Raw genomic sequence first — 22,477 nt, 5'->3', positions numbered from 1 at the left:
CCGGTAGCCTTGACCGCGTGATTGACCTTCGCCTGCTCCGTGAGGACCCCGACCGTGTGCGCGCGTCGCAGCGCGCCCGTGGAGAGGACGTCGCGCTCGTCGACTCCCTCCTGTCCGCCGACGAACGGCGCAGGTCGTCCGGCGTCCGCTTCGACGAGCTGCGCGCCGAGCAGAAAGGCCTGGGCAAACTGATCGGCAAGGCCTCCGGAGACGAGAAGGCCGAGCTGCTCAAGCGAGCCGAGCAGCTCAAGACCGACGTCAAGGCCGCCGGCGTCGAGCGCGACGCGGCCGACACCGAGACCCAGGAGCTGCTCCAGCGTCTCGGCAACCTCGTTCACCCCGACGTACCCGTGGGCGGTGAGGAGGACTTCGTCACGCTGGAGACGCACGGCACCCACCGCGACTTCACGGCGGAGGGCTTCGAGCCCCGCGACCACCTGGAGCTGGGCCAGCTCCTGGGCGCCATCGACGTCGAGCGCGGCGCCAAGGTCTCCGGCTCGCGCTTCTACTTCCTGACCGGCGTGGGCGCGCTCCTGGAGCTCGCCCTGGTCAACGCGGCGATCGCACAGGCCACGGCGGCCGGCTTCACCCCGATGCTGACCCCTGCGCTGGTGCGCCCGCAGTCGATGGCCGGCACCGGCTTCCTCGGCCAGGCCGCGCAGGACGTCTACCACCTCGACAAGGACGACCTGTACCTGGTCGGCACGTCCGAGGTGCCGCTCGCCGCGTACCACATGGACGAGATCCTGGACGCGGACCACCTGCCGCTGCGCTACGCCGGTTTCTCGCCCTGCTTCCGCCGCGAGGCTGGCTCGCACGGCAAGGACACCCGGGGCATCTTCCGCGTGCACCAGTTCGACAAGGTCGAGATGTTCTCCTACGTCCTCCCGGAGGACTCGCAGGCCGAGCACCAGCGCCTGCTGGAGTGGGAGAAGCAGTGGCTGACGTCGCTGGAGCTGCCGTTCCGGGTGATCGACGTGGCCTCCGCCGACCTGGGCTCCTCGGCCGCACGCAAGTACGACTGCGAGGCCTGGATCCCGACCCAGGGCAAGTACCGCGAGCTGACCTCGACCTCGGACTGCACCGAGTTCCAGTCCCGCCGGCTGTCGATCCGGGTCCGCGAGGACAAGAAGGTGCGTCCGCTGGCCACCCTCAACGGCACGCTGTGCGCCGTTCCGCGCACGATCGTGGCGATCCTGGAGAACCACCAGCAGGCCGACGGTTCGGTCCGCGTGCCCGAGGTGCTGCGTCCGTACCTGGGCGGCCGGGAGGTCCTGGAGCCGGTGACCAAGTGACCGACACCGGCACCGCCACGGCCCCCGACGCCGGCTCCGCCGGGAGCTTCCCGTACCGGCTGATCGCCACCGACCTCGACGGCACGCTGCTGCGCGGCGACGACACGATCTCGCAGCGCACCCGTGACGCGCTCACCGCGGCCACCGCGGCGGGCGCGGCCCACATCGTGGTCACCGGGCGGGCGGTTCCGTGGACCCGGCACATCCTCGACGACCTCGGTTACGACGGGCTGGCCGTCTGCGGACAGGGTGCGCAGGTCTACCACGCCGGGGAGCACCGGCTGCTGACCTCCGTGACGCTGGACCGGCAGCTGGCCGGGGTGGCGCTGGCCAAGATCGAGGCGGAGACCGGCCCGCTGTATCTGGCGGCGAGCCGCGACGGTCTGGACGGCGACGTACTGGTCGGCCCGGGCTACGAGGTCGGGGGCGACCTCCCCGCGGTGCCGTTCACCGACGCATCGGACCTGTGGTCGGCTCCGCTGAACAAGATCTACATCCAGCACCCGGCCCTCTCGGACGACGAGCTGGCCGAGGCGGCCCGGCGCATCGCGGGTGGCTTCGTCACGGTGACCATGGCCGGTGCGGGCATCGTCGAGCTGCTCCCCCTCGGCCTGTCCAAGGCGACCGGTCTGTCGCTGGCGGCACGCCGGCTCGGTCTGAGGGCCGCGGACACGATCGCGTTCGGCGACATGCCCAACGACGTCCCGATGTTCGGCTGGGCCGCCCGTGGCGTGGCGATGGCCAACGCCCATCCGGAGCTGAAGGCGGTGGCCGACGAGGTGACGTCCTCCAACGACGAGGACGGCATCGCGGTGGTACTGGAGCGGCTGTCGGCCTGACGGCTCCAGCGGCCCGGTCGGCCGGCTCCGGCCCCGTTGCCCCGGCTCCGGCGCTGTCCGCCCGATGCCGGCCCGGGGCTCCTCGCCCGCGGCTCTGACGCACGGTCCGGACGGCGCCGACGTCCCCGTCGGGTCGGCCCACGCGAGGTGTCCCGCGTGCTCGAAGCGGCCTCCCGTTGCACCGGCGCCGTCCGGCCTCGTGCATCCCCCACAGTGACGCCGCGGCAAGCCGGGCGCCACCGATTAAAAGCGGACGTACAGCCCGGACCCGCGAGGCGGCCCCGGACAAACGTCGCGTCAGCCCCGGCGCCACTCGCGCCGTCGGCGGACCCCGCTGAGGAACCAAGCCCGCGGGCGGCTCGCCGGAGCACCGCGGCTGCGGCTCCGGCTGCTCGCGGCGCCGACGGGGGCGACAGCCACCGGGCCCGGGCCGACGGCTCGGAAATCCCGGCCTCGCGTCTGAACTCCTCGTCCAGGGCGGGGCCGTCCCGGACGGCGCGTCATCGGGGCGGTCTTCCGGGTGCTCGCACCCGTCCCGCCGAGGTGCGCGGCCCCGTCCGGTTCTCCCCCAGCCGTGCGTTTCCGCAGGCTCCGTACGTCGCCGTGCGTTTCCGCAGGCTTCGTACGTCCGTGTCCGTGCCTCTCCTGGGCCGGGTGCGCCCGGGCCCGGGTGAAGTCCCCGTCAGGGCCGGGGCCCGGTCACTCCTCTCCGGCGAGTGTCAGCGACCGCAGCTTCTGGCCGGCGTACCAGGTCGCGAGCACGGTCACCCCGGCGAGCAGCACCGTCGCGGTCGGCAGGCCGACGTCGGAGGTGACCAGGTTGCCGTCGGCGACCTTCTGGGCCACCGCCAGCGACCACTGCTGGACGCTCAGCGTGCGGGCGCCCGGCACCAGGGAGCCGAACAGGGCCTCCCAGACGAGGGCGTAGACGAGCCCGAAGACCACCGCGTGCCGGGACACCGTGCCCAGCAGCAGGAACAGCGCGGCGTAGGCGATGGAGGCGACCAGCGCGGCGATCGTGTAGGCGACGGCGACCTGCTGGCCGTTGCCGTTGAGGATCAGGCCGGCGAGCAGGGTGGGCACGGCGGAGAAGACCATCGTCACGGCGACGGCGACGATCAGCTTGGTGAAGATGATCGTCGGCCGCTTGATCGGCTTGGACAGCAGGTACACCACCGATCCGTCGTCGATCTCGGGGCCGATGGCGCCGGTGCCGGCGATGACGCCGATGATCGGCACCATGGTGGCGAGGGCGAACCCGCCGAGCACGTCCGCAGCGGTCTGGTCGTCGGCTCCGGCGAGCGCGCGCACGGCGACGGCGATGACGAGCAGCAGCAGGGGGAGCGCGCCCAGGATGAGGGCCCGGCGGCGGCCGAGCAGGGCCCGGTAGGTGAGTCGGGCGACTGTGGGGTCGTACATTTCTTTCGGCCTCCTACGCCGCGACGAGATACGAGAAGACGGACTCGAGGGACTCGTCGGACGGCGAGACCGTGAGCAGCCGGATGCCGTGGTCGCGGGCGACCTTCGGCAGCAGGGCCGTGAACCGGCCGAAGTCGACGGCCTGGATGCGCAGGGCGCCCTCGGCGAGGTCGACCTCGATGCCGGAGGTCGACGGGTCGGCGATCAGCGCTGCCGCGAGGGCCCGGTCGTCGCTGGAACGCACCAGGTAACGGTGCGGCCGGTCCGTCATCAGGCGGCGGATCTTGCGGAAGTCGCCGCTGGCCGCGTGACGTCCGGCGACGATGACCTCGATGTGCCGCGCGAGCTGTTCGACCTCTTCGAGGATGTGCGAGGAGAACAGCACGGTGCGGCCCTCGTCGCCCATGCGCCGCAGCAGGTCCATCAACTGCATGCGCTGGCGCGGGTCCATGCCGTTGAACGGCTCGTCGAGCAGGAGCAGCGAGGGCTGGTGGACGAGGGCGGAGGCCATCTTCACGCGCTGGCGCATGCCCTTGGAGTATGTGGCGATCTTCCGGTCCTGCGCGTGGGCCATCTCCACGGTGGCGAGCGCCTCGTCGGCCGCCTTGGCGCCCAGGCCGTGCAGTTCGGCGTTGGCGAGGACGAACTCGCGGCCGGTGAGGAAGTCGTACATCGCCTCCCGCTCGGGGACGATGCCGATGTGCTTGTAGATGGCCTCGTTGCGCCAGACGTGCTGGCCGTCGAGAGTGACGCTGCCGGTGGAGGGGGCGAGAAAGCCGCCCATCATGTTGATGAGGGTGGACTTACCCGCGCCGTTGGGGCCGAGCAGACCGGTGACGCCCGGTCCGACCGTCATGGTGATGTCGTTGACGGCGACCACGTTGCCGAACCAGCGGGAGACGTGGTCGATGTTCAGCGTGGTCACAGTCCCACCTTCGTGTAGCGGCGCATCAGCAGGCCGTAGGCGCCGGCGATCAGACCCAGGGTGACGAGGACGTAGACCGCGCCCTCGCCGTTGCTCGGGCCGACCCCGCCGGGGAAGGCCGAGGTGGCGCCCAGGAAGGCGGACTGCACTCCGTCGATGAGCGTGATCGGCGAGAACAGGCCGATCCAGGCCACGGCTCCCGAGCTGCCCTGGACGTCCGCGATGGCCTGGAGCGTGGAGACCGCGCCGTAGGTGATGGTCAGGACGGCGATGACGGCCGCGATGCCGAAGCCGCGGCGCGGGGTGACCGAGGCGACGACCAGGCCGAGACCGGCGAAGAGCAGCGAGAGCAGTGCCACGGAGACGAGTCCCTGTGCGAACCCCTTGGTCTGGTCCGCGAAGTCGAGCTTGGCCAGCAGCGCGCCCACGTAGAGCACCAGCAGGGGCGCGGCGGTGAGGATGAACAGGGCCGAGGCCAGCGACGCGTACTTGGCGCGGACGTAGTCCGAGGTCTCGATCGGCCGGGAGAAGTACAGCGGCACGGTCTTGAAGCGCAGGTCCCGCGAGACCGACTGGGGTGCCTGGGCCGCGACGTAGAGGCTGATGACGGCCTGCAGGACGATCGCGTAACGCGTGTAGTCGAGGGGCAGGTCGTTGGCCTTGGTGGCGACGGCCACGGCGACCATGATGGCCGCCGGCAGGCACATCACCACGAACAGCAGCATCGGCAGGACCTTGGCCTTGGCCGAGCGCCCGAGGCCGTAGGCGCCGCGCAGGGACTGCGAGTACAGCGAGCGGCGGGCGTAGGCGCGGCCGAGGCGGGGGCCGTCGTAGTTGCGGTAGCCGATGTTGTGGATGCGGGTCTGGTCACCCGGCACCGTGGCTGTGGGCTGTTCAGCTGCCATGGCCGACCGCCTCCTTCCGTTCTGCGTCGCTGTCGGTGAAGACCTCCGAGATGTGGTGCCGGCGCTGCTCCATGCGCACCAGGCCGAGGCCGAGGTCGGCGATGACGTCCCGGACCAGGTCGTAGGTCTCCTCGCCCGCCGAGGTGAGCAGCAGGACGTGGCCGGCGCCGGGCAGGCCGCTGCCGTCCTGGGCGCTCACCCCGAGGGCGTCGAGCGCGTCGCGCACCGCGCGGGTGCCGTCGGGGTGTTCGTCGGTGTCGGTGACCTCGATCGCGAGGGTCGTGGTGGTCTGGGTGAAGTCCGTGGTGGAGCTGGACCGCAACAGCTTGCCGCCGTCCACGACGACGACGTGGTCGCAGGTGCGTTCCAGTTCGCCCAGCAGGTGTGAGGTGACCAGGACGGAGATGCCGAAGTCGGTGTGGATGCGGCGGATGAGGCCGAGCATCTCGTCGCGGCCGACCGGGTCGAGGCCGTTGGTCGGCTCGTCGAGGAAGACCAGCCGGGGGTCGTGGACCAGGGCCTGCGCGAGCTTCACGCGCTGTTTCATACCGGTCGAGTAGCCACCGATGGGCCGGTAGCGCTCCTCGTACAGGCCGACGTGGCGCAGGGTGTCGGCCGTGCGCTCGCGGGCGGCGGTGGGCGGCAGGCCGGACATGCGTGCCATGTGGACGACGAACTCGGTGGCCGAGACGTCGGGTGGCAGGCAGTCGTGTTCCGGCATGTAGCCGACCCGCTCGCGGATGTCGGCGCCCTTGGTGGCGACATCGAGTCCGAGCACTTCGGCCCGGCCCTCGGTGGCGGGAGACAGACCCAGCAGGATCTTGATCAGAGTGGACTTGCCGGCGCCGTTGGAGCCGACGAGTCCGGTCACACCGGGTCCGACGTCCACGGAGAGCCGGTCGAGCGCGGTCACCCGGGGGTACCGCTTGCTCAGGCTTTCGGTCGCGATCACAGTCACAGCAACGACAGTAGTGACGCCCGCCACTGCGGTCGTCAGACCGGAGAGCCGTCTTGGCGTCAGACTCGAGTAGTACGGGCCCGTAGGGGATGCCGTACCCGAGAGCCACGGTACGGCGCTCCGAGATCGCAGCCACCGTGCTATTGACGTCGGGTCTAACAACTGGGAGATTCGGCGGCGTCACGTTACGGGCGAGTAGCACGGTCGACGCGGACCGCGCCGGGACGGTGGATTGCGGACCGCGCCGGGACGGTGGAACGGGGGTGGCATGACGACGACGGCGTCCGGACTCCGCACGGATCTGCGGGGTTTCCGGGAGGTACAGCGGCTCGCCTACGAGTGCGCCGAGGCCGTGGCGGCCCGGCCGACGCCCGGAGGGACCGAGCGGGAGGCGGCCCGGACGCGGCGCGAGTGGCTGCGGGAGCGAGGTGTGCGGCTGCGGGCGGTCGAACACCACCTCGGTTTCCGGGGTACCGGCGCGAAGTCCGGGGAGATCCTGGTCGTCACCGACTCCGCGGATCCCGAGGAGAGCGCCTTCTGGCCGGACGACGACCTGCCGCACGTGCGGCGCTGGGCGGAGGAGAGATGACGGTGCTGGACGGCGCGCGGGAACGCTGGGTGCGCACGGGCGGGGTCGAGCTGTGCGTGGCCGAGCTGGGCGACCCGTGGCAGCCCACGGTCGTCCTGGTGCACGGCTACCCGGACAGCAAGGAGGTCTGGTCCGAGGTGGCCGCCCGCCTCGCCGGGCGCTTCCACGTGGTCCTTTACGACGTCCGCGGCCACGGCCGGTCCACCGCGCCGAGCCCGCTGCGCGGCGGGTTCACCCTGGAGAAGCTGACGGACGACTTCCTCGCCGTGGCCGACGCGGTCAGCCCGGACCGCCCGGTGCACCTGGTGGGCCACGACTGGGGCTCGGTGCAGTCCTGGGAGTTCGTGACGGTCAAGCGCACCGAAGGCCGCGTCGCGTCCTTCACCTCCATGTCCGGGCCCTCCCTCGACCACTTCGGGCACTGGATCGACGAGCGCCTCAGGCGCCCCACCCCGCGCCGGGTCGGACAGCTCCTCGCCCAGGGCGCCAAGTCCTGGTACGTCTGTCTGCTCCACACCCCCGTCCTGCCCGAACTGGCCTGGCGCGGTCCCCTCGGCAAGCGCTGGCCGGGCATCCTGGAGCGCGTCGAGAAGGTGCCCGGCGGCGACTACCCGACCGCGTCGCTGCCCTCGGACGCGGCGCACGGGGCGTGGCTGTACCGGGACAACGTCCGGCCCCGGCTGCGCCGTCCGCGCGAGGACGCCTACGCACACGCGCCCGTGCAGCTCATCACGCCCCTCGGCGACGCCTTCCTGTCGGAGCGGCTCTACGACGGGCTGGAGCTGTGGGCGCCGCGGCTGACACGGCGCGTGCTGCCCGCCAAGCACTGGGTGCCGCGCACCCGGCCGGACCGGCTGGCGGACTGGATCACGCAGTTCGTCACCGCCACCGAGGACGGACGACCGGAGAGCGCGCCGAGCGGGAAGTACGCCGACCGCTTCGGCGGGCAGTTGGTCCTGGTCACCGGCGCTGGCAACGGCATCGGGAGGGCGACGGCGGTCGCGTTCGCCGAGGCCGGTGCGCGCGTGGTGGCCGTCGACCGGGACGCCGAGGCCGCCGCCCGTACCGCGGAGCTGTCCCGGCTGATCGGTGCGCCGGCCGCCTGGGCGGAGACCGTCGACGTCTCCGACGAGCAGGCCATGGAGAAGCTGGCGGCCAGGGTCGCCGCCGAGTACGGCGTGGTGGACGTGCTCGTGAACAACGCGGGGATCGGTCTGTCGGGCTCCTTCTTCGACACCACCGCGGCGGACTGGAGGAAGATCCTCGACGTCAACCTGTGGGGCGTGATCCACGGCTGCCGTCTGTTCGGGCGGCAGATGGCGGAGCGCGGGCAGGGCGGTCACATCGTCAACACCGCGTCGGCGGCGGCCTTCCAGCCCTCCAGGGCGTTGCCGGCCTACGGCACCTCCAAGGCGGCCGTGCTGATGCTGAGCGAGTGCCTGCGCGCCGAACTGGCCGGTCAGGGGATCGGGGTCACGGCGATCTGCCCCGGCATCGTCAACACCGACATCACTTCCACGGCGCACTTCGCGGGTGTCGACGCGGACGAGGAGAAGCGCAGGCGGCAGCGCGCCGCCCGGCTGTACGGGATGCGCAACTACCCGCCGGAGAAGGTGGCCGACGCCGTCCTCGAGGCGGTCGTCCACAACAGAGCGGTGGTCCCGGTGACGCCGGAGGCGCGAGGCGCTCACCTCATGTCCCGTTACGCACCCGGGCTGCTGAGGCGACTCGCCCGGATGAAGCCGCCCGTGTAGTTTCCACAGAAACCCCCAACGGGCCTGTGGATAACTCGACTTGACTGTGGATCAAACCTCGGCCACACAACCGATCGCGTGACGCACGTCTCACTGGGCAGGCTGGTGCCATGCAACAGGAACCCACGGACGGCGGAGGCGACGGCAGGCGCGGTGACCGGCGCTCGGTGAAGGGGTACAAGTATCCGTCGAAGCACCTGCGCCACCAGCCGGAGAGACTCGGGCTCACCCTCGACGAGGGCGGCCGGGCCGAGATCGGCACACTGATCGCCGTCGGCGCCGCGCACGGCTTCCACTTCACCCGCTAAGAGCTCGACCACGTGGTCGCCACCAACGACAAGCGGCGCTTCGCCGCCGAGGGCACTCGTATCCGCGCCAATCAGGGCCACAGCATCAACGTGGATCTCGGACTGCCCACGGCGACCCCGCCGCCGTACCTTTACCACGGGACCGTCGCCCGCATCTGGACGCGATCCGGGCGGAGGGACTGCGGCCGATGAACCGGCACGAAGTGCACCTCTCGCCGGACCGTGAGACCGCGACCCGGGTCGGGGCACGCCGCGGCCGGCCGGTGGTGGTCTCGGTGGACGCCGGCGCCATGCACCGCGACGGGCACGTCTTCCACGTCAGCGCGAACGGGGTCTGGCTGAGACGAAGAGCGTGCCGCCCCGCGATCTCCGCTTTCCCGCCTCGCGCTGACCCAGCATGATCGAAGGCATGAATCACCTGCCCACCACCCAGGCCGCCGTCACCGCCCTCCGCGCCATCGCCGAGGAGTACGCGTTGGAGATCGAGGTCACCGACGACATCGGCGCCGACCAGACCTCACGCCGCAGCGCCGCGGGCGTGGGCGTGACCACCGACGCCGACGGTTCCCTCCCGCATGAGGCGTTCGTCGAGTTCGGCGGCGTCCCCCGGGTGAGCGTCCGGCTTTTTCCCGAGGACGACGCCGTCATCACCGTCGAGAACGTGGAGTGCCCCGACATCCCGCGCGACGAGGTCCCCGCCTTCCTGCGCTCCGTCTTCGGCGACCGCGCCTTCGTCAAGGGGCGCCGTTTCCCACCCGGCTACCACCTGATCGTGCCCCTCCCCGGTGACCGCACCCACAAGGAGTACGTGCCGATGGTCTTCCTCAACCCGTGGCTGAGCAGTCGCGTACGGTGACGGCGAAGGCTGTTTCACGTGAAACCGGGACAGGCGCACAGGCTCGGAAGCACGAGTCCGCGCCTGAGCACCGTGACCTTTCCGTACCGCCGCTGCCACGAGGGCGGTCGTTCGACCTGGACCCGTGCCGAGCAGCTCGGTTTCCACACTGCGTACACCTACGACCACCTCTCCTGGCGGAGCTTCCGGGACGGCCCGTGGTTCGGTGCCGTGCCGACGCTCACCGCCGCCTCGGCCGTCACCGAGCGATTGCGTCTGAGCACCCTGGTGATCTCAGTCAACCCTCGGTCACCCATCACGCGCTGACCTGCGGAACCACGGCAGGGGCTCGGGGCAGAGCGACGTGGGTGCTCAGATCGACTCGACGGCATTGCGAGGAAGGCACAGCCGGCGCAGGTCGCCCGTGTCGCTCGTGATGACGGTGACGTCGCCGTGCTCCATGTGAGCCGTGGCGGCGAGCATCGCATCGATGGCGTACTGGTGACCGTGCGGACTTTCCGCGGCGAGCAGTCTGCTCGCCGCACGTGCGATCTCTCCTCCGTGACGGGGCGCACCTTGGCCAGGGAAACGGCATGGTCGAACGCCGCCTGCGGCACCTTCGGGTCGCGTGCCTACCGGCAGCCGGCGGCGAGCCTGCTGAGGCGGTCGCCGACGACCGAGACGCCCGGACGGGGCTCGCTCTCGTAGTACCAGGGCTTGCGTCGGCGCAGCAGCGCTTCACCGTGCTCGCTCCAGATGAATCCGGGTTTCCGCAGCAGCTTCCGGAACACCTCGTCAGCCCTCTCCGGGTGGGCGGCGGCCAGACGTCGGATCGGCAATGGCGCGATCGACTCCTCGCGCAGATACGTGCGCAGCAGATCCTGGTGCCGCCGGCGGCCCGTGCGGGCGGGGTCCGCGAAGAGGTCCCGCAACATCCCGTAGTCGGCGTAGAAATTGAGCCCGTCGACCTGGTCGTAGATGACACCGATGGTGTCCGAGTCCGCCAGTTCCCTCGGGAACGTGAAGAAGGGCAGGTCCAGTCCAGGGAACCGCCGACGCCGGGCACGGCCGGGCTGTGCGGCGACGGTGGCCTCCTGGCGGTGGCGGTAGTAGTCGTTGAGGAGGCCCTCGGCTTCGGCAGGCGGAAGGACCAGCTCGTCGCCGCCGCAGAACTCGACGAACGCGGCGCGATCCTCCCGCATCCGCTGCCATCCCTGCTCGATCTTCCGGGGGTTGCGGAAGACCAGCTCGGGTTGGCTGGTGGCCAGTGCGAGCGCCGCCTGTGCGACGTCGGTGGCACTGGACCTGGGGTAGTACGCCATCGCCCCGGACACCAGCCACGCCCCGCGGGCCGGCTGTACGGGCACCAGGCAGGTGTGGAGGAATCCCCCCTTGGACACTCCGCGGAACGCCGCCCGCCCGATATTCGAGTAGGTGCGGTACGCCAGGTCGCTGACCAGGTCGAGCAGGACGACGGCGTCCCCGTCATCGCGCTGGATCTCGAAGATGCCCTCGACCGGGTCACGCCAGCCGAGCAGCATCTCCCGGTCGGCCACGGCCAGATCCTTCCGCCCGGCGACGAACCGGTCCACCACGGTCGACCCGTCCGGCAGCCGGTACCGCAGGATGAAGTGGTCGGTGATCCGGATCGCCTCACCCTCGTCCAGCTGCCGCGCAGGCCCAGCGGCCTCCAGCAGAAGCGGCGTCAACCACCGGTCGAAGCGAGCACTCTGAGCGAAAGCGACCAGTTCCCCCTTCAACTCGGCGCTGCGCTCAATGAGGTCGGACAGCGAGGGTCCACCCGCGCCCTGTGCTGCGTCAGCCACGTTCAGCCCTCTCGTGCAAGCCAGTTCCGTGTGAAGTGAGGGGTGCCCGGCCTCAACCGGCCCAGTGGCGGTACGCCTCGATCCACTCCGCACCTTCGGGCGCGGGGGCGGGCAGCGGCAGGTCCAGGATGCCGATCGGCTGGCGGACACGGCCACGCGAGCACAGGGCGACGATCCTGCCGTCGGGCGTGAGGTCGACGCCGCGCACCATCACCTCTGCACCGAGAACCGCGGTGGTGAAGGGCACATCGAGATGCTCCTCAAGCATGGTGAACAGGCCGGTCCGCTGCTCGTCCTCGCCGTAGGCGTCCACCGTCGCCTCTTCGATCAAGGCCTCGAGTTCGGCTCTACCCAGCGTACTCATGACGCCACGGTAGCGACCCCCGCCGCGACGCCGGCGTGGTTTCCCGAATCCGCGTTGTCAGTCGGCACTCGGTGGCGGCAGGGAGCCCGCGTAACGTCGGAGTCATGCGTCTGAGCACGGTGATCCTTCCCATCCACCGATGGGCCGAAGGACAGAAGATCTGGCGGCAGGCCGAAGACCTCGGCTTCCACGTCGCGTACACCTACGACCATCTCTCCTGGCGGAGCTTCCGCGACGGGCCGTGGTTCGGCGCGATCCCGACACTGGCGGCGGCAGCGACGGTGACGCAGCGTGTGCGTTTGGGCACCCTCGTGACTTCGGTCAAGGCTTTTTCACCTATCGCAGCCTGACCTGCGAAGATTCCCTTCGGTCGGCGAGTGCAGTTGCCCGCTCGGATGCCGATGAGCCGGACGCGGTCGCCGCACAATCGGGCCATGTCGTCGACATCGGACGTCAGCATGGCCACCGGACCCGGCTGGCGCAGTGCCACCTCAGCCACGGTCGCGTCGATCGCGTACTTGTGGCCGTGCAGCCCTGCGGCCTTGAGCAGTTCCGCGGATGCTTTCGCGGCGCTCTCGGTCACCGGCTCAACCTTGACGCGAGAGAGCGCCCACTGGAGTCGAGGCATGTTCAACCGCGCATGGCTGACTTCCACGATGGTGTTGGCGCCGATGACGAAATCGGCGCCCATGGCGTGGAAGACCTGGAACATCGCGAGGATCCTGCGGTCCTGAGCGATCCAGGCGGAGAGCCCCTCGGAGTCCAGGACGACGGTCTCGACGTGCTTGATCACGCCGCGCTCGCCGATCCGTCGGCGTCCGCCGTGCCGAAGATCCTGGAGCGGGCCTCGGCCAGTTCTTCCTCGGTGAACGCCCCGTGCTCTTCCTGGTGACGCCGCAGGTCGGCGCCGAGCAACTGGTGCCGTAGCTGACGTGCCACCGCCTCGGCGACATATCCGGAGACATTGTCGGTGAGCTTCCGCAGTTCGAGAACCTGGTCGGTCGGCAGTGTCACCGTGATGCGTGTCGTGTCCGCCATGCTCCGAGCATACTGCGGTATGCACACCCTCGGGCGATTCCGGCCTGCGGTTCCTCCGCTCCGATGGGCCGCAGCCGACGGCGGCCCGGGGCCTCAACGGGAATCGGTGACTGTCAGCGGCCGACGGCAAGCGCGCTGAGTCTGTCGCCGATCACGGAGACGCCGGGGCGGGGTTCGTTCGCGTAGTACCAGGGCTTGCGTCGGCGCAGCAGCGCCTCGCCGTGCTCGCTCCAGGTGAATCCGGGCTTCCGCAACAACTTCCGGAACACCGCGTCGGCTGTCTCCGGATGAGCGGCAGCCAGTCGGCGGATCGGCAGTGGCGCGATCGACTCCTCGCGCAGGTACGTGCGCAACAGGTCCTGGTACCGCCTGCGGCCCGCGAGAGCCGGGTCCGCGAAGAGCTCCCTCAGCATTCCGTAGTCCGCATAGAAGTTGAGCCCGTCGACCTCGTCGTAGATGACACCGATGCTGTCCGAGTCCGTCAGTTCTTGCGGCAGTTCGAAGAACGGTAGGTCCAGGCCGGGAAACCGCCTGCGAAGAGCTGAGAGCAAAGGCACACAACGTCCACTACCGCGGCCCGATCATCAGCCAGCTGCTCGGTGACGCCTGCCGCCGTGACAGCGAGGGGACCGAGCCCATGCTCTCCGCCATCGTGATCCTCAAGGCGACTGGCAGACGGCCGGCCAGTTCTTCGAGCTGGCAAAAGGGGCTCCATGCCACCGGACGGCCGCGGACTGGACCCGGGAGCAGGAGCGCGCCCGCGTCTTCGCACGCTACCGCGAGGGCTGAGGCGGCCCCAGCCGGGATTGTCCGGCGCTGCCGTTGCTCCCTGTCACCGGAGCATAGGGTCGTAGGCATGCGACTGAGCACCGTAATCCTTCCCATCCACAGCTGGGGCGAGGGACAGAAGGTCTGGCAACGCGCCGAAGACCTCGGCTTTCACGCCTCCTACACCTACGACCACCTCTCCTGGCGCACCTTCCGGGACGGACCGTGGTTCGGGGCAGTACCCACGTTGACCGCAGCGGCGACGGCTACGCGGAGTATGCGTTTGGGTACCCTCGTCACCTCGCCGAACTTCCGGCATCCGGTGACGCTCGCCAAGGAGCTGATCTCCCTCGACGACATCTCCCATGGCCGGGTCACGCTCGGCATAGGAGCGGGCGGTACCGGTTTCGACGCCACGGTGCTGGGCCAGGAACCGTGGACGCCGCGTGAGCGGGCGGACCGCTTCGGCGAGTTCCTGCCGCTGCTCGACCGACTGCTGACCGAGGACGCCGTGTCGTACGAGGGGGACTACTACTCGGCACACGAGGCACGCAACATCCCGGGCTGCGTACAGCGGCCGCGGCTGCCCTTCGCGGTGGCCGCGACCGGTCCGCGGGGACTGCGGCTCGCCGCACGGCACGGGCAGGCGTGGGTGACCACCGGCGACCCGAAGCTGTTCGAGAACGGAACCCCCGAGCAGTCGGACCGGGCGTTGCGGGAGCAGGGCGACAGGCTGGCCGACGCCTGCGCCGCGATCGGCCGCGAGGTGGGTGAGCTGGACAGGGTTCTGCTCACCGGCTTCACACCGGAGCGCAGCCGCCCGCTGGCGTCCGTGGACGCGTTCGTGGACTTCGCCGGCCGGCACCGGGACCTGGGCTTCACCGAGCTGGTCGTCCACTGGCCGATCGCCGACTCGGACTTCACCGCGGACGAGAAGGTCTTCGAGCGGATCGCCATGGAGGCGCCGGCGCAGTTGGAGGACTGAGTGCGCGGCTTCGAGCGGGCGAACGACAACCGGGTAGGAGGGGTGAGAGCCGTAGCTCACAAATGTGCGGACCCTCGCACGGGCGTGCACACAGATGCGTGACAATGACCGGGTGACTTCAGCGACCCGCCAGCCCGAGCCCCCGGCCGCCGCCACTCGCCCGCGGCTCATCGCCACCGACCTCGACGGCACCCTGCTGCGCGACGACAAGTCGGTCTCCCCGCGCACGGTCGCCGCGCTGGCCGCCGCGGAGAAGGCGGGCATCGAGGTCTTCTTCGTCACCGGCCGCCCCGCCCGCTGGATGGACGTCGTCAGCACCCACGTCCACGGTCACGGCCTCGCCATCTGCGGCAACGGGGCCGCCGTGGTCGACCTGCACGGCGGTCCCGGCTCGCACCGGTTCGTCAAGGTCCGTGAGCTGCCCCCGGAGAACGCGCTGGACGCCGTACGGCTGCTGCGTGAGGCGGCACCCGGCACGGTGTACGCGGTCGAGCAGACCTACGGCTTCCACCAGGAGCCGACCTACCCGAAAATCCACCTGGAGGACCCCGACGCCCTCCTGCCCGCCGAGGAGATCCTCGCGCCGGGTGGTCGCGCCGCAGCCGAACCGGTCCTCAAGATCCTGGCCTTCCATCCGGAACTGGAGCCCGACGGCTTCCTCACGCTGGCCCGCCTCGCCATCGGCGACCGTGCCAACGTCACCCGGTCCAGCCCCAGCGCCCTGCTGGAGATCAGCGGTCCGGACGTCTCCAAGGCCAGCACACTCGCCCTGTGCTGCGCCGAGCGCGGCATCTCGCACGAGGAGGTCGTCGCCTTCGGTGACATGCCCAACGACGTCGAGATGCTCACCTGGGCGGGACAGTCGTACGCGATGGGCAACGCCCACCCGGACGTGGTCACCGCCGCCTCGGGGCAGACCGTCGCCAACAACGACGACGGGGTGGCGGTCGTGATCGAGCGGATGCTGGCGGACCTGCCCTGACCCCCGGTGACGCAGCACGCCCGGTCACGCGGGCACGCCCGGAACCGTCACAGCGGCACCCCGCGCTGTGACAGCCACGGCACCGGGTCCAGCGCCGAGCCCGTCTCCGGGGTGACCCGTACCTCGAAGTGCAGGTGGGGCCCGGTGGAGTTGCCGGTGCTGCCGGACTGACCGATCCACTGCCCGGGGCCGACCCGTTCGCCCTGGTCGACGGCGACGGCGGAGAGATGGGCGTACTGCGTGTGATAGCCGTCCGCGTGCTGGACGACGACCTGGATGCCGAAGGCCCCGCCGCAGGTCACCTTCACGACACGGCCCGTGCCGACCGCGCGCACCGGTGTCCCGACCGGTACCGCGAAGTCCTGGCCGGTGTGCCGCTTCGCCCACCGCGACCCGCCACTGCCGAAGGACGCCGACAGCTCGTAGGTCTCGACCGGTGCCACCCAGGACGGGCCGACGGGCACGTCCCGCTGGTCGAGGCGGACCGCGCCGGGGCACGCGCCGGCCGCGACGGAGGCGTCCGCCTGTCCCTCCAGCCGTGAACGCGCCGCCTCCAGCTTGCCCTCGATCTTCCTCTTCAGCCTCACCAGGTCGGCGTTGCGTTTCTCCAGCGCCTGCCAGGCCGTCCGCGCCTTGGCCTCGTCGGCGGCGAGCCGGGCCTCGGCCCGCAGGCTCTTGCCGATGGCCCTGTTGACGGCCAGGTCGGCACGCGCGAAGGCCCGCTGGCCGCGCATCAGCCCGTCGGGGTCGTCGGCGAGCAGCATCCGCGCGGTGAGCGGGAGACCGCCGCCGCTGCGGTACTGGGCGCGGGCGATGCGGCCCAGGTCCTCGTGCACGGCGTCGATCTCCTGCCGCTGCCCGTCGAGCTGCCGCTCGTACTCCAGGGCCTTCGACCGTTGCACCTCGGCCTCTAGCCGGCCGTCCTCGTACTGGCGGGTGGCCTTCGCCGCGTCCTCGTACAGCCGCGCGACCTGCGGGCCGAGGGCGGTACCGGACCCTCCGTCCCCGTCCATGCCGTCGGCGGGGCGGGCCGCCGGCAGGGCGAGTGCGCACAGCAACGCCGGAACGAGCAGCGGGTGTCGGCGGGATGAGCGCATGGCAGCGATCGTGGACCGGCGCGGGGCCCACGGTCGCGTTCACGTCGCACGAGTGGGGGACCTGTTGCTGCACATGGCTCAGTCTGGCTGCTGCACACGGGGCAACACGGCGTCGGCAGCGCTCAGTACGGCGCTTCCCACAGCACCGTCGTGCCACCGCCGTCCGCACCGACGCCCGGTCCGAACCGACTGGCGCCGCCCACCGACTCGGCACGGCGCTCGAGATTGTGCAGGCCGCTGCGCCGGCCGGCCTGGGGAATGCCGACGCCGTCGTCCGCGACCGACAGGCGCACGCCCGGCCGACCGTCCGGCAGGACCGCCGTCGCGTCCACGACCACCTCGATGCGGGAGGCACGGGCGTGCCGGAAGGCGTTGGACAGAGTCTCGCGCAGCGCGGCGATGAGGTTCTTGCCGGTCAGGTCACCGACCGCGGTGTCGACCGGACCGACGAAACGGTGCGAGGGCGTGAAACCCAGCGGTACGGCGGCCATGGTGATCTCGCGCAGTACGCGGGTGCGCAGTCCCGCGGGTGCCTCGGCGGGCTGCTGGAGTGCGAAGATCGCCGATCGGATCTCCTGGATGGTGACGTCGAGTTCGTCGACGGCCCCACCGACCCCGTCGCGCACTTCGGGCGCGGCCGACCCGCGCTGGGCGCTCTCCAGCATCATCCCCGTCGCGAACAGCCGCTGGATGACGAGGTCGTGCAGGTCCCGGGCGATACGGTCCCGATCCTCGTACACGGCGAGCCGTTCCCGGTCGCGTTGGGCGTCGGCCATCATCAGCGCCAGCGCCGCCTGCGAGGCGAACCGGTCGCCGAGCGCGCGCTCCGTCCGTGTGAACGGGCGGTCTCCTCGGGCGCGGGGCATGGCGAGACCCCCGAGGACCTTCCCGTCCCTGCACAGTGGCAACAGCATGACCGGACCGTAGGAGCGCGCCGGTCCGGCGTCCAGACGCGGGTCGGTGGCGGCGTCGTCCACGAACACGGGGCGTCCGGCGAGAAGTTCGGTGACGATGCCGTTCTCCGGTGGAATGACCACGCCGAGGGCGCCGGTGCGGTGGGGCGCGTCGACGGCCACGACCTCCAGACCGCCCCCGTCGGCCGGCAGCAGCACGATCCCGGCGGCCGCTCCGGAGAGCCGGCGGGCCTGCTCGGCGACGGTCTGGAGGGCGTCGTCGGTGTCGCCGCCGGCGAGCAGCGCGGTGGTGACGGCGACCGAGCCGTCGATCCAGCGCTCCCGCTGCTGGGCGGCCTCGTGCAGTCGCGCGTTGCCGATGGCGATACCGGCCTCCGTGGCCAGGACGCGGACCATGGCGACGTCATAGTCGTCGAAGGGCTCGCCCGCGTGCTTGTCGGTCAGGTAGAGGTTTCCGAAGATCTCACCCTGCACACGGATGGGGACCCCCAGGAAGCTGCGCATCGGCGGGTGGTGATCGGGAAGGCCGCACGAGCGCGGGTCCCCGGTCAGGTCGGTCGGCCGGACCGGCTCCGGATCACGGATGAGCGCGCCGAGCAGACCCCTTCGGCCGTCCGGGAGGTGGCCGATGCGCCGGACGGTCGCCTCGTCGAGACCGTGGTGCACGAAGTCGGCGAGGCCGTCGCCGTCCTCGTCGACGACGCCGATGGCCGCGTACCGGGCGTGCGCCAGGTCCGCGGCCGTTCGGCAGATCCGGTGCAGCGTGGAGTGCAGCTCCAGTCCGCTGCCGACGGACCGCATCGCGTCCAGCAGCTTCGGCACCCGTGCCAGAAGTTCGGACGAGGCCCCCTCACGGGGCGGCGAGCCGGGAGGCGGTGCTGAGGGCATGACCCGAGCCTAATGAGACCCATTTGTTCTGGATAGTCGCATTCCCGGAGAATCTCGCGGAGCCGTGGCCGGGCCGGCCGGTCACCAGGGTCCGCGGCGGCGGTCGCCAGGGCACGCGGTGACGGTTGCCCAGGTTGGGGCTCGCAGGTTGCCGAGGTCCGGCGAGGAGGTCGACGAGGCCCGGCGAGGAAGCCGCCGAGACGAGGAGCGCGGTGGTCGTCATCGCTCCGTCGACCGGTCACCGCGCTCCCACCAGCAGGTCCGCCGCCGCCTCTCGTCCGGCCATCTCCCGCAGCGGCCCCGGCACGGCCGCCAGCTCCGCGTACGTGCCCCGCTGCACGATCCGGCCCCGGTCCAGGACGATCACCTCGTCCACGGCCCGCAGTCCCGCCAGCCGGTGCGTGATCAGCAGGGTGGTACGGCCCTCCGTGGCCGCCAGAAGATCGGCGGTGAGCGCGTCGGCGGTCGGCAGGTCGAGGTGCTCGGCGGGCTCGTCGAGCACCAGGACGGGGAAGTCGGCGAGCAGCGCCCGGGCCAGGGCCAGCCGCTGGCGCTGACCGCCGGACAGCCGGGCCCCGTGCTCACCGACGAGCGTGTCCAGACCGTCGGGCAGGCTGTCGGCCCACTCCAGCAGCCGGGCCCGTCCCAGCGCGTCGCGCAGTTCGCCCTCGGTGGCATCCTTCCTGGCCAGGAGCAGGTTCTCGCGCAGCGAGCTGTCGAAGAGGTGCGCGTCCTGGGCGCACAACCCGACGAGCCGCCGTACGTCGTCGCCGGCCAGGGCGTGGGCGTCCACACCGGCCAGCGTGTAAGAGCCCGCGTCCGGATCGAGGAAGCGCAGCAGAACCTGGGCCAGGGTGGTCTTGCCCGCTCCGGACGGACCCACCACGGCGATGCGACGCCCTTCCGCCAGTGTCAGGTCCAGCCCGGCCAGCGCGTCCCGGTCCTGCCCGGCATGACGCGCGGCCAGCCCCTTGAGGACCACCGGGAACGGGGCGGCGGGGGCCTGCCGGGGCACCTCCGGTTCCCGCACCGGCTCCGGGGCGTCGAGCAGCTCGTACACGCGCTCTGCGCTCCTGCGTACGCGCTGCCGGTACTGCGCGGCGAGTGGCAGCCCGAGTACCGCTTCGAAGGCGGCCAGCGGGGTGAGGACGACGACGGCCAAGGCCACGCCTGCGAGCCGGCCGTCGGCGACCGCCCGGACCCCGACGAGGGCGGCGCCCGCGACGGTCAGGCCGGAGACGAGCGCGGTGAGCCCGTCGCCCAGCGCGGTGGCGGTGGCGGCACGCGACGCGATCCGGGTGAGCGTGCCGTCGGCCCGCCGTGCCTCGGCGGCACGCCCGGGCAGAGCACCTGCGACGGTCAGTTCGGCGGTGCCGGTGAGCAGGTCCGTCACCCGGGTGGCGAGCACGCCCCTGGCGGGGGCCAGCCTGCGTTCGGCCCGCCGCGCCACGGCTGCGGTGACCAGCGGAACACCGGCACCGGCCGCCAGTAGACCGACGGCGAGTACCACGCCCGCCTCCGGCAGCAGCCAGGCCGTGAATCCCACCGCCGCGGCGGAGACGACCACCGCGCTACCGGCGGGCAGCAGCCAACGCAGCCAGTGGTCCTGCAAGGCATCGACATCGGCGACGAGCCGGGACAGCAGGTCGCCCCGACGGCTGCGGCCCAGCCCGGCGGGGGCCAGGCGTTCCAGCCTCCGGTACACGGCGACCCGTGTGTCGGCCAGCATCCGCAGCACTGCGTCGTGGGACACGAGGCGCTCCGCGTAACGGAACACGGCCCGCCCGATGCCGAAGGCGCGCGTCGCCGTCACGGCCACCATGAGATACAGCACCGGCGGCTGCTGGGAGGCCCGCGCGATGAGGTACCCGGAGGTGGCCATCAGGCCGACGGCGCTGCCGAGCGCCAGGCTGCTGAGCAGCAGCGCGAGGCCGAGCCGCCCGCGCCGGGCGCCGGACAGGGCACGGACCCTGGAGAGCACGCCTGGGGCATCCGTGCCCGGCCGGGCGGGCCCCGGGGCGTCGAAGGTGTCCGGAGCGGAGACCTGGCGGGGCTCCTCGGCGGTCCGCGCGCCCGGCACTCCGGGGGTGTCGTCGGACGTGGCGGCGGTCGCCGACACGTCCAGCCGCACCACGCGGTCGGCCACCTCGAGCAGGGCCGGACGGTGCACCACCAGCAGGACCGTCCGCCCCTCCGCCAGCCTGCGTACGGCTTCCACGACCCCGGCCTCGGTGGCCCCGTCCAGGGCGGCCGTCGGCTCGTCGAGCAGCAGCACCGGCCGGTCCGCGAGAAACGCCCGGGCCAGCGCGAGCCGCTGCCTCTGTCCGGCGGACAGACCGGTCCCGTCCTCGCCGAGCACGGTCGCCGTGCCCTCGGGCAGCGCGTCCACGAACTCCAGGGCGCCCGCGTCCCGCAGGGCCCGCCGCACGGCGATGTCGTCGGCGTCGGGCCGGGCCAGCCGCACGTTCTCCGCGATGGTGCCGGCGTACAGGTGCGGGTGCTGCGGCACCCAGGCGACGCGAGTGTGCCACTGCGCCCGGTCGAGGGAGGCGAGGTCGGCTCCCCCGATCCGGACCCGTCCCGCGGTCGGGGACACGAAGCCGAGCAGGGTGTGGAGGAGCGTCGACTTGCCCGCCCCGCTCGGGCCGACGAGCGCGACCGTCTCCCCGGGCCCGACGGTGAAGCTCAGCTCCGTGACGGCGTCCGCGGAGCGTCCGGGATAGCGGACCGTCACGTCCTCGAAGGTCAGGGCACCGTCCACCGGGACCGGGCCGGTCCCCGGCGCAGGTACGGGACGCTCAAGCACAGAGAAGATGTCCTCGGCGGCGGCGAGGCCCTCGGCCGCCGCGTGGTACTGCGCACCCACCTGCCGCAACGGCAGATAGGCCTCGGGCGCGAGCACGAGCACGACCAGGCCGTCGTACAGGGCCATGTCACCGTGGACGAGGCGCATGCCGACGGTGACGGCGACGAGGGCGACGGACAGCGTGGCGAGCAGTTCCAGCGCGAAGGACGACAGGAAGGCGATCCGCAGGGTCCGCATGGTCGCCTGGCGGTATTCGCCGGTGATGCGTTTGATCGACTCGGCCTGTGCCTTGGCCCGGCCGAAGACCTTCAGGGTCGGCAGCCCGGCGACCACGTCCAGGAAGTGGCCGGACAACCGGGACAGCAGCCGCCACTGCCGGTCCATCCGGGACTGGGTGGCCCAGCCGATCAGCATCATGAAGACCGGGATGAGCGGCAGGGTGCCGATGACGATGGCCGCCGAGACCCAGTCCTCGGTGACGATGCGGGCCAGCACCGCCACGGGCACGACCACCGCGAGGCCCAGTTGCGGCAGATAGCGCGAGAAGTAGTCGTCGAGGGCGTCGACCCCCCGGGTGGCCAGGGCGACCAGCGATCCGGTCCGCTGGCCGCTCAGCCAGCCGGGACCGAGCGCGGTGGCCCGCTCCAGCAGTCGGCCCCGAAGCTCTGATTTCACCGCCGCACTCGCCCGGTGCGCGGCCAGTTCGGTGAGCCAGCCGACCAGAGCACGACCGCAGGCGACGGCCACCAACAGCAGCAGCGGAGTACGGAGTCCGGCCGCTGTCGTGCCGTGCTGGAAGGCGCCCACCACCACCTCGGCGATGAGCATCGCCTGGGCGACGAGCAATCCGGCCCCGACGGCGCCCAGGGCGACGACGGCCGCCAGAAAGAGCCGGGTGGCGCGGGCGTACCGCAGAAGACGTGGATCGATGGGTTTCACGTGAAACAGGCCTTCCTGCCCTGCGGGGTGCGTTTCACGTGAA

18 protein-coding genes and 4 pseudogenes are annotated in these 22,477 nt (G+C 71.5%); 10 read left to right on the top strand and 12 right to left on the bottom strand.

Annotated features, from left to right (window positions below):
• The first annotated feature begins 17 nt into the window (after positions 1–17).
• Both serS and ACGFYH_RS17440 read left to right on the top strand, forming a co-directional pair.
• The gene (gene serS, locus ACGFYH_RS17445) at positions 18–1,295 is read left to right on the top strand and encodes a serine--tRNA ligase (protein ID WP_393803991.1); all 1,278 of its coding nucleotides are present in this window, start codon (positions 18–20) and stop codon (positions 1,293–1,295) included.
• Positions 1,292–2,134 carry an HAD family hydrolase gene (locus ACGFYH_RS17440; RefSeq protein WP_393803990.1) on the top strand — a complete coding sequence of 281 codons (843 nt, stop codon included), beginning with the start codon at positions 1,292–1,294 and terminating at the stop codon, positions 2,132–2,134. The genes serS and ACGFYH_RS17440 overlap by 4 nt, the downstream gene beginning before the upstream one ends.
• Positions 2,135–2,833: 699 nt before the next feature.
• On the opposite strand, the gene ACGFYH_RS17435 is transcribed toward ACGFYH_RS17440, so the two are convergent.
• From ACGFYH_RS17435 to ACGFYH_RS17420, 4 genes are read right to left on the bottom strand one after another with little or no spacing between them, the layout of a single operon-like run.
• A complete protein-coding gene (locus ACGFYH_RS17435) occupies positions 2,834–3,553 on the bottom strand; it encodes an ABC transporter permease subunit (protein WP_393803989.1) in 720 nt (239 codons plus the stop codon).
• A 13-nt stretch (positions 3,554–3,566) separates the two neighbouring features.
• Positions 3,567–4,478: an ABC transporter ATP-binding protein gene (locus ACGFYH_RS17430; RefSeq protein ID WP_393803988.1), complete on the bottom strand. Its 912-nt coding sequence runs from the start codon at positions 4,476–4,478 to the stop codon at positions 3,567–3,569.
• Positions 4,475–5,383, bottom strand: a complete 909-nt coding sequence (locus ACGFYH_RS17425; RefSeq protein ID WP_393803987.1) for an ABC transporter permease — start codon at positions 5,381–5,383, stop codon at positions 4,475–4,477. Before ACGFYH_RS17425 ends, ACGFYH_RS17430 begins: the two co-directional genes overlap by 4 nt.
• On the bottom strand, positions 5,373–6,335 hold the full coding sequence (locus ACGFYH_RS17420) for an ABC transporter ATP-binding protein (RefSeq protein WP_393804077.1): 963 nt from the start codon (positions 6,333–6,335) through the stop codon (positions 5,373–5,375). Before ACGFYH_RS17420 ends, ACGFYH_RS17425 begins: the two co-directional genes overlap by 11 nt.
• 274 nt (positions 6,336–6,609) lie before the next feature.
• On the opposite strand from ACGFYH_RS17420, the gene ACGFYH_RS17415 reads away from it, so the two are divergent.
• The 5 genes and pseudogenes from ACGFYH_RS17415 to ACGFYH_RS17395 all read left to right on the top strand — a co-directional run.
• The gene (locus tag ACGFYH_RS17415; RefSeq protein WP_393803986.1) at positions 6,610–6,930 is read left to right on the top strand and encodes a hypothetical protein; all 321 of its coding nucleotides are present in this window, start codon (positions 6,610–6,612) and stop codon (positions 6,928–6,930) included.
• The gene (locus tag ACGFYH_RS17410) at positions 6,927–8,684 is read left to right on the top strand and encodes an SDR family oxidoreductase (protein WP_393803985.1); all 1,758 of its coding nucleotides are present in this window, start codon (positions 6,927–6,929) and stop codon (positions 8,682–8,684) included. The genes ACGFYH_RS17415 and ACGFYH_RS17410 overlap by 4 nt, the downstream gene beginning before the upstream one ends.
• Before the next feature lie 110 nt (positions 8,685–8,794).
• A pseudogene (locus ACGFYH_RS17405) lies at positions 8,795–9,383 on the top strand (RNA 2'-phosphotransferase).
• A 6-nt stretch (positions 9,384–9,389) separates the two neighbouring features.
• Positions 9,390–9,848: a hypothetical protein gene (locus ACGFYH_RS17400; protein WP_393803984.1), complete on the top strand. Its 459-nt coding sequence runs from the start codon at positions 9,390–9,392 to the stop codon at positions 9,846–9,848.
• A pseudogene (locus ACGFYH_RS17395) lies at positions 9,845–10,148 on the top strand (LLM class flavin-dependent oxidoreductase); the annotation flags it as partial. The gene ACGFYH_RS17400 and the pseudogene ACGFYH_RS17395, both read left to right, overlap by 4 nt.
• A 311-nt stretch (positions 10,149–10,459) precedes the next feature.
• Here the strand turns inward: ACGFYH_RS17395 and ACGFYH_RS17390 are convergent.
• Complete coding sequence (locus ACGFYH_RS17390) at positions 10,460–11,653, bottom strand: hypothetical protein (protein WP_393803983.1); 1,194 nt, start codon at positions 11,651–11,653, stop codon at positions 10,460–10,462.
• 52 nt (positions 11,654–11,705) lie between these two features.
• Positions 11,706–12,017, bottom strand: coding sequence for a hypothetical protein (locus tag ACGFYH_RS17385; RefSeq protein WP_393803982.1), 312 nt, complete (start codon positions 12,015–12,017; stop codon positions 11,706–11,708).
• Between the two features lie 104 nt (positions 12,018–12,121).
• Here ACGFYH_RS17385 and ACGFYH_RS17380 point away from each other — a divergent pair.
• Positions 12,122–12,358, top strand: a pseudogene (locus tag ACGFYH_RS17380) (LLM class flavin-dependent oxidoreductase); the annotation flags it as partial.
• Positions 12,359–12,417: 59 nt separating this feature from the next.
• Here the strand turns inward: ACGFYH_RS17380 and ACGFYH_RS17375 are convergent.
• From ACGFYH_RS17375 to ACGFYH_RS17365, 3 genes and pseudogenes are all read right to left on the bottom strand, one after another.
• Positions 12,418–12,810, bottom strand: a pseudogene (locus tag ACGFYH_RS17375) (DNA-binding protein); the annotation flags it as partial.
• Positions 12,807–13,055, bottom strand: a complete 249-nt coding sequence (locus ACGFYH_RS17370) for a hypothetical protein (protein ID WP_393803981.1) — start codon at positions 13,053–13,055, stop codon at positions 12,807–12,809. The gene ACGFYH_RS17370 and the pseudogene ACGFYH_RS17375, both read right to left, overlap by 4 nt.
• A gap of 113 nt (positions 13,056–13,168) precedes the next feature.
• Positions 13,169–13,612: a hypothetical protein gene (locus tag ACGFYH_RS17365; protein ID WP_393803980.1), complete on the bottom strand. Its 444-nt coding sequence runs from the start codon at positions 13,610–13,612 to the stop codon at positions 13,169–13,171.
• A 299-nt stretch (positions 13,613–13,911) separates the two neighbouring features.
• Between ACGFYH_RS17365 and ACGFYH_RS17360 the strand changes: the two genes are divergently transcribed.
• Together ACGFYH_RS17360 and ACGFYH_RS17355 are read left to right on the top strand one after the other, a co-directional pair.
• Complete coding sequence (locus ACGFYH_RS17360; RefSeq protein WP_393803979.1) at positions 13,912–14,808, top strand: LLM class flavin-dependent oxidoreductase; 897 nt, start codon at positions 13,912–13,914, stop codon at positions 14,806–14,808.
• A 94-nt stretch (positions 14,809–14,902) separates the two neighbouring features.
• Complete coding sequence (locus ACGFYH_RS17355) at positions 14,903–15,790, top strand: HAD family hydrolase (protein ID WP_393803978.1); 888 nt, start codon at positions 14,903–14,905, stop codon at positions 15,788–15,790.
• A gap of 47 nt (positions 15,791–15,837) precedes the next feature.
• On the opposite strand, the gene ACGFYH_RS17350 is transcribed toward ACGFYH_RS17355, so the two are convergent.
• The 3 genes from ACGFYH_RS17350 to cydD form a co-directional block, all read right to left on the bottom strand.
• Positions 15,838–16,887, bottom strand: a complete 1,050-nt coding sequence (locus ACGFYH_RS17350; protein ID WP_393803977.1) for a peptidoglycan DD-metalloendopeptidase family protein — start codon at positions 16,885–16,887, stop codon at positions 15,838–15,840.
• A gap of 122 nt (positions 16,888–17,009) precedes the next feature.
• The gene (locus tag ACGFYH_RS17345) at positions 17,010–18,689 is read right to left on the bottom strand and encodes a GAF domain-containing sensor histidine kinase (protein WP_393803976.1); all 1,680 of its coding nucleotides are present in this window, start codon (positions 18,687–18,689) and stop codon (positions 17,010–17,012) included.
• 238 nt (positions 18,690–18,927) lie between these two features.
• Positions 18,928–22,434 carry a thiol reductant ABC exporter subunit CydD gene (gene cydD, locus ACGFYH_RS17340; RefSeq protein ID WP_393803975.1) on the bottom strand — a complete coding sequence of 1,169 codons (3,507 nt, stop codon included), beginning with the start codon at positions 22,432–22,434 and terminating at the stop codon, positions 18,928–18,930.
• Positions 22,435–22,477 lie beyond the last annotated feature (43 nt).

The sequence above is a fragment of the Streptomyces sp. NPDC048392 genome, assembly GCF_043200575.1.
Lineage (GTDB): Bacteria > Actinomycetota > Actinomycetes > Streptomycetales > Streptomycetaceae > Streptomyces.
Note: the sequence above shows the minus strand (reverse complement) of the source record. Positions and strands in the feature narration are given on the sequence as shown.

Bases quoted from the DNA above. Each gene is read 5' to 3' on its own strand.
- ACGFYH_RS17435 (WP_393803989.1), bottom strand. From the start codon at position 3,553: ATGTACGACCCCACAGTCGCCCGACTCACCTACCGGGCCCTGCTCGGC.
- ACGFYH_RS17400 (WP_393803984.1), top strand. From the start codon at position 9,390: ATGATCGAAGGCATGAATCACCTGCCCACCACCCAGGCCGCCGTCACC.
- ACGFYH_RS17370 (WP_393803981.1), bottom strand. From the start codon at position 13,055: ATGGCGGACACGACACGCATCACGGTGACACTGCCGACCGACCAGGTT.
- ACGFYH_RS17385 (WP_393803982.1), bottom strand. From the start codon at position 12,017: ATGAGTACGCTGGGTAGAGCCGAACTCGAGGCCTTGATCGAAGAGGCG.
- ACGFYH_RS17350 (WP_393803977.1), bottom strand. From the start codon at position 16,887: ATGCGCTCATCCCGCCGACACCCGCTGCTCGTTCCGGCGTTGCTGTGC.
- ACGFYH_RS17415 (WP_393803986.1), top strand. From the start codon at position 6,610: ATGACGACGACGGCGTCCGGACTCCGCACGGATCTGCGGGGTTTCCGG.
- ACGFYH_RS17425 (WP_393803987.1), bottom strand. From the start codon at position 5,383: ATGGCAGCTGAACAGCCCACAGCCACGGTGCCGGGTGACCAGACCCGC.
- ACGFYH_RS17355 (WP_393803978.1), top strand. From the start codon at position 14,903: ATGCGTGACAATGACCGGGTGACTTCAGCGACCCGCCAGCCCGAGCCC.
- ACGFYH_RS17345 (WP_393803976.1), bottom strand. From the start codon at position 18,689: ATGCCCTCAGCACCGCCTCCCGGCTCGCCGCCCCGTGAGGGGGCCTCG.
- ACGFYH_RS17410 (WP_393803985.1), top strand. From the start codon at position 6,927: ATGACGGTGCTGGACGGCGCGCGGGAACGCTGGGTGCGCACGGGCGGG.
- ACGFYH_RS17360 (WP_393803979.1), top strand. From the start codon at position 13,912: ATGCGACTGAGCACCGTAATCCTTCCCATCCACAGCTGGGGCGAGGGA.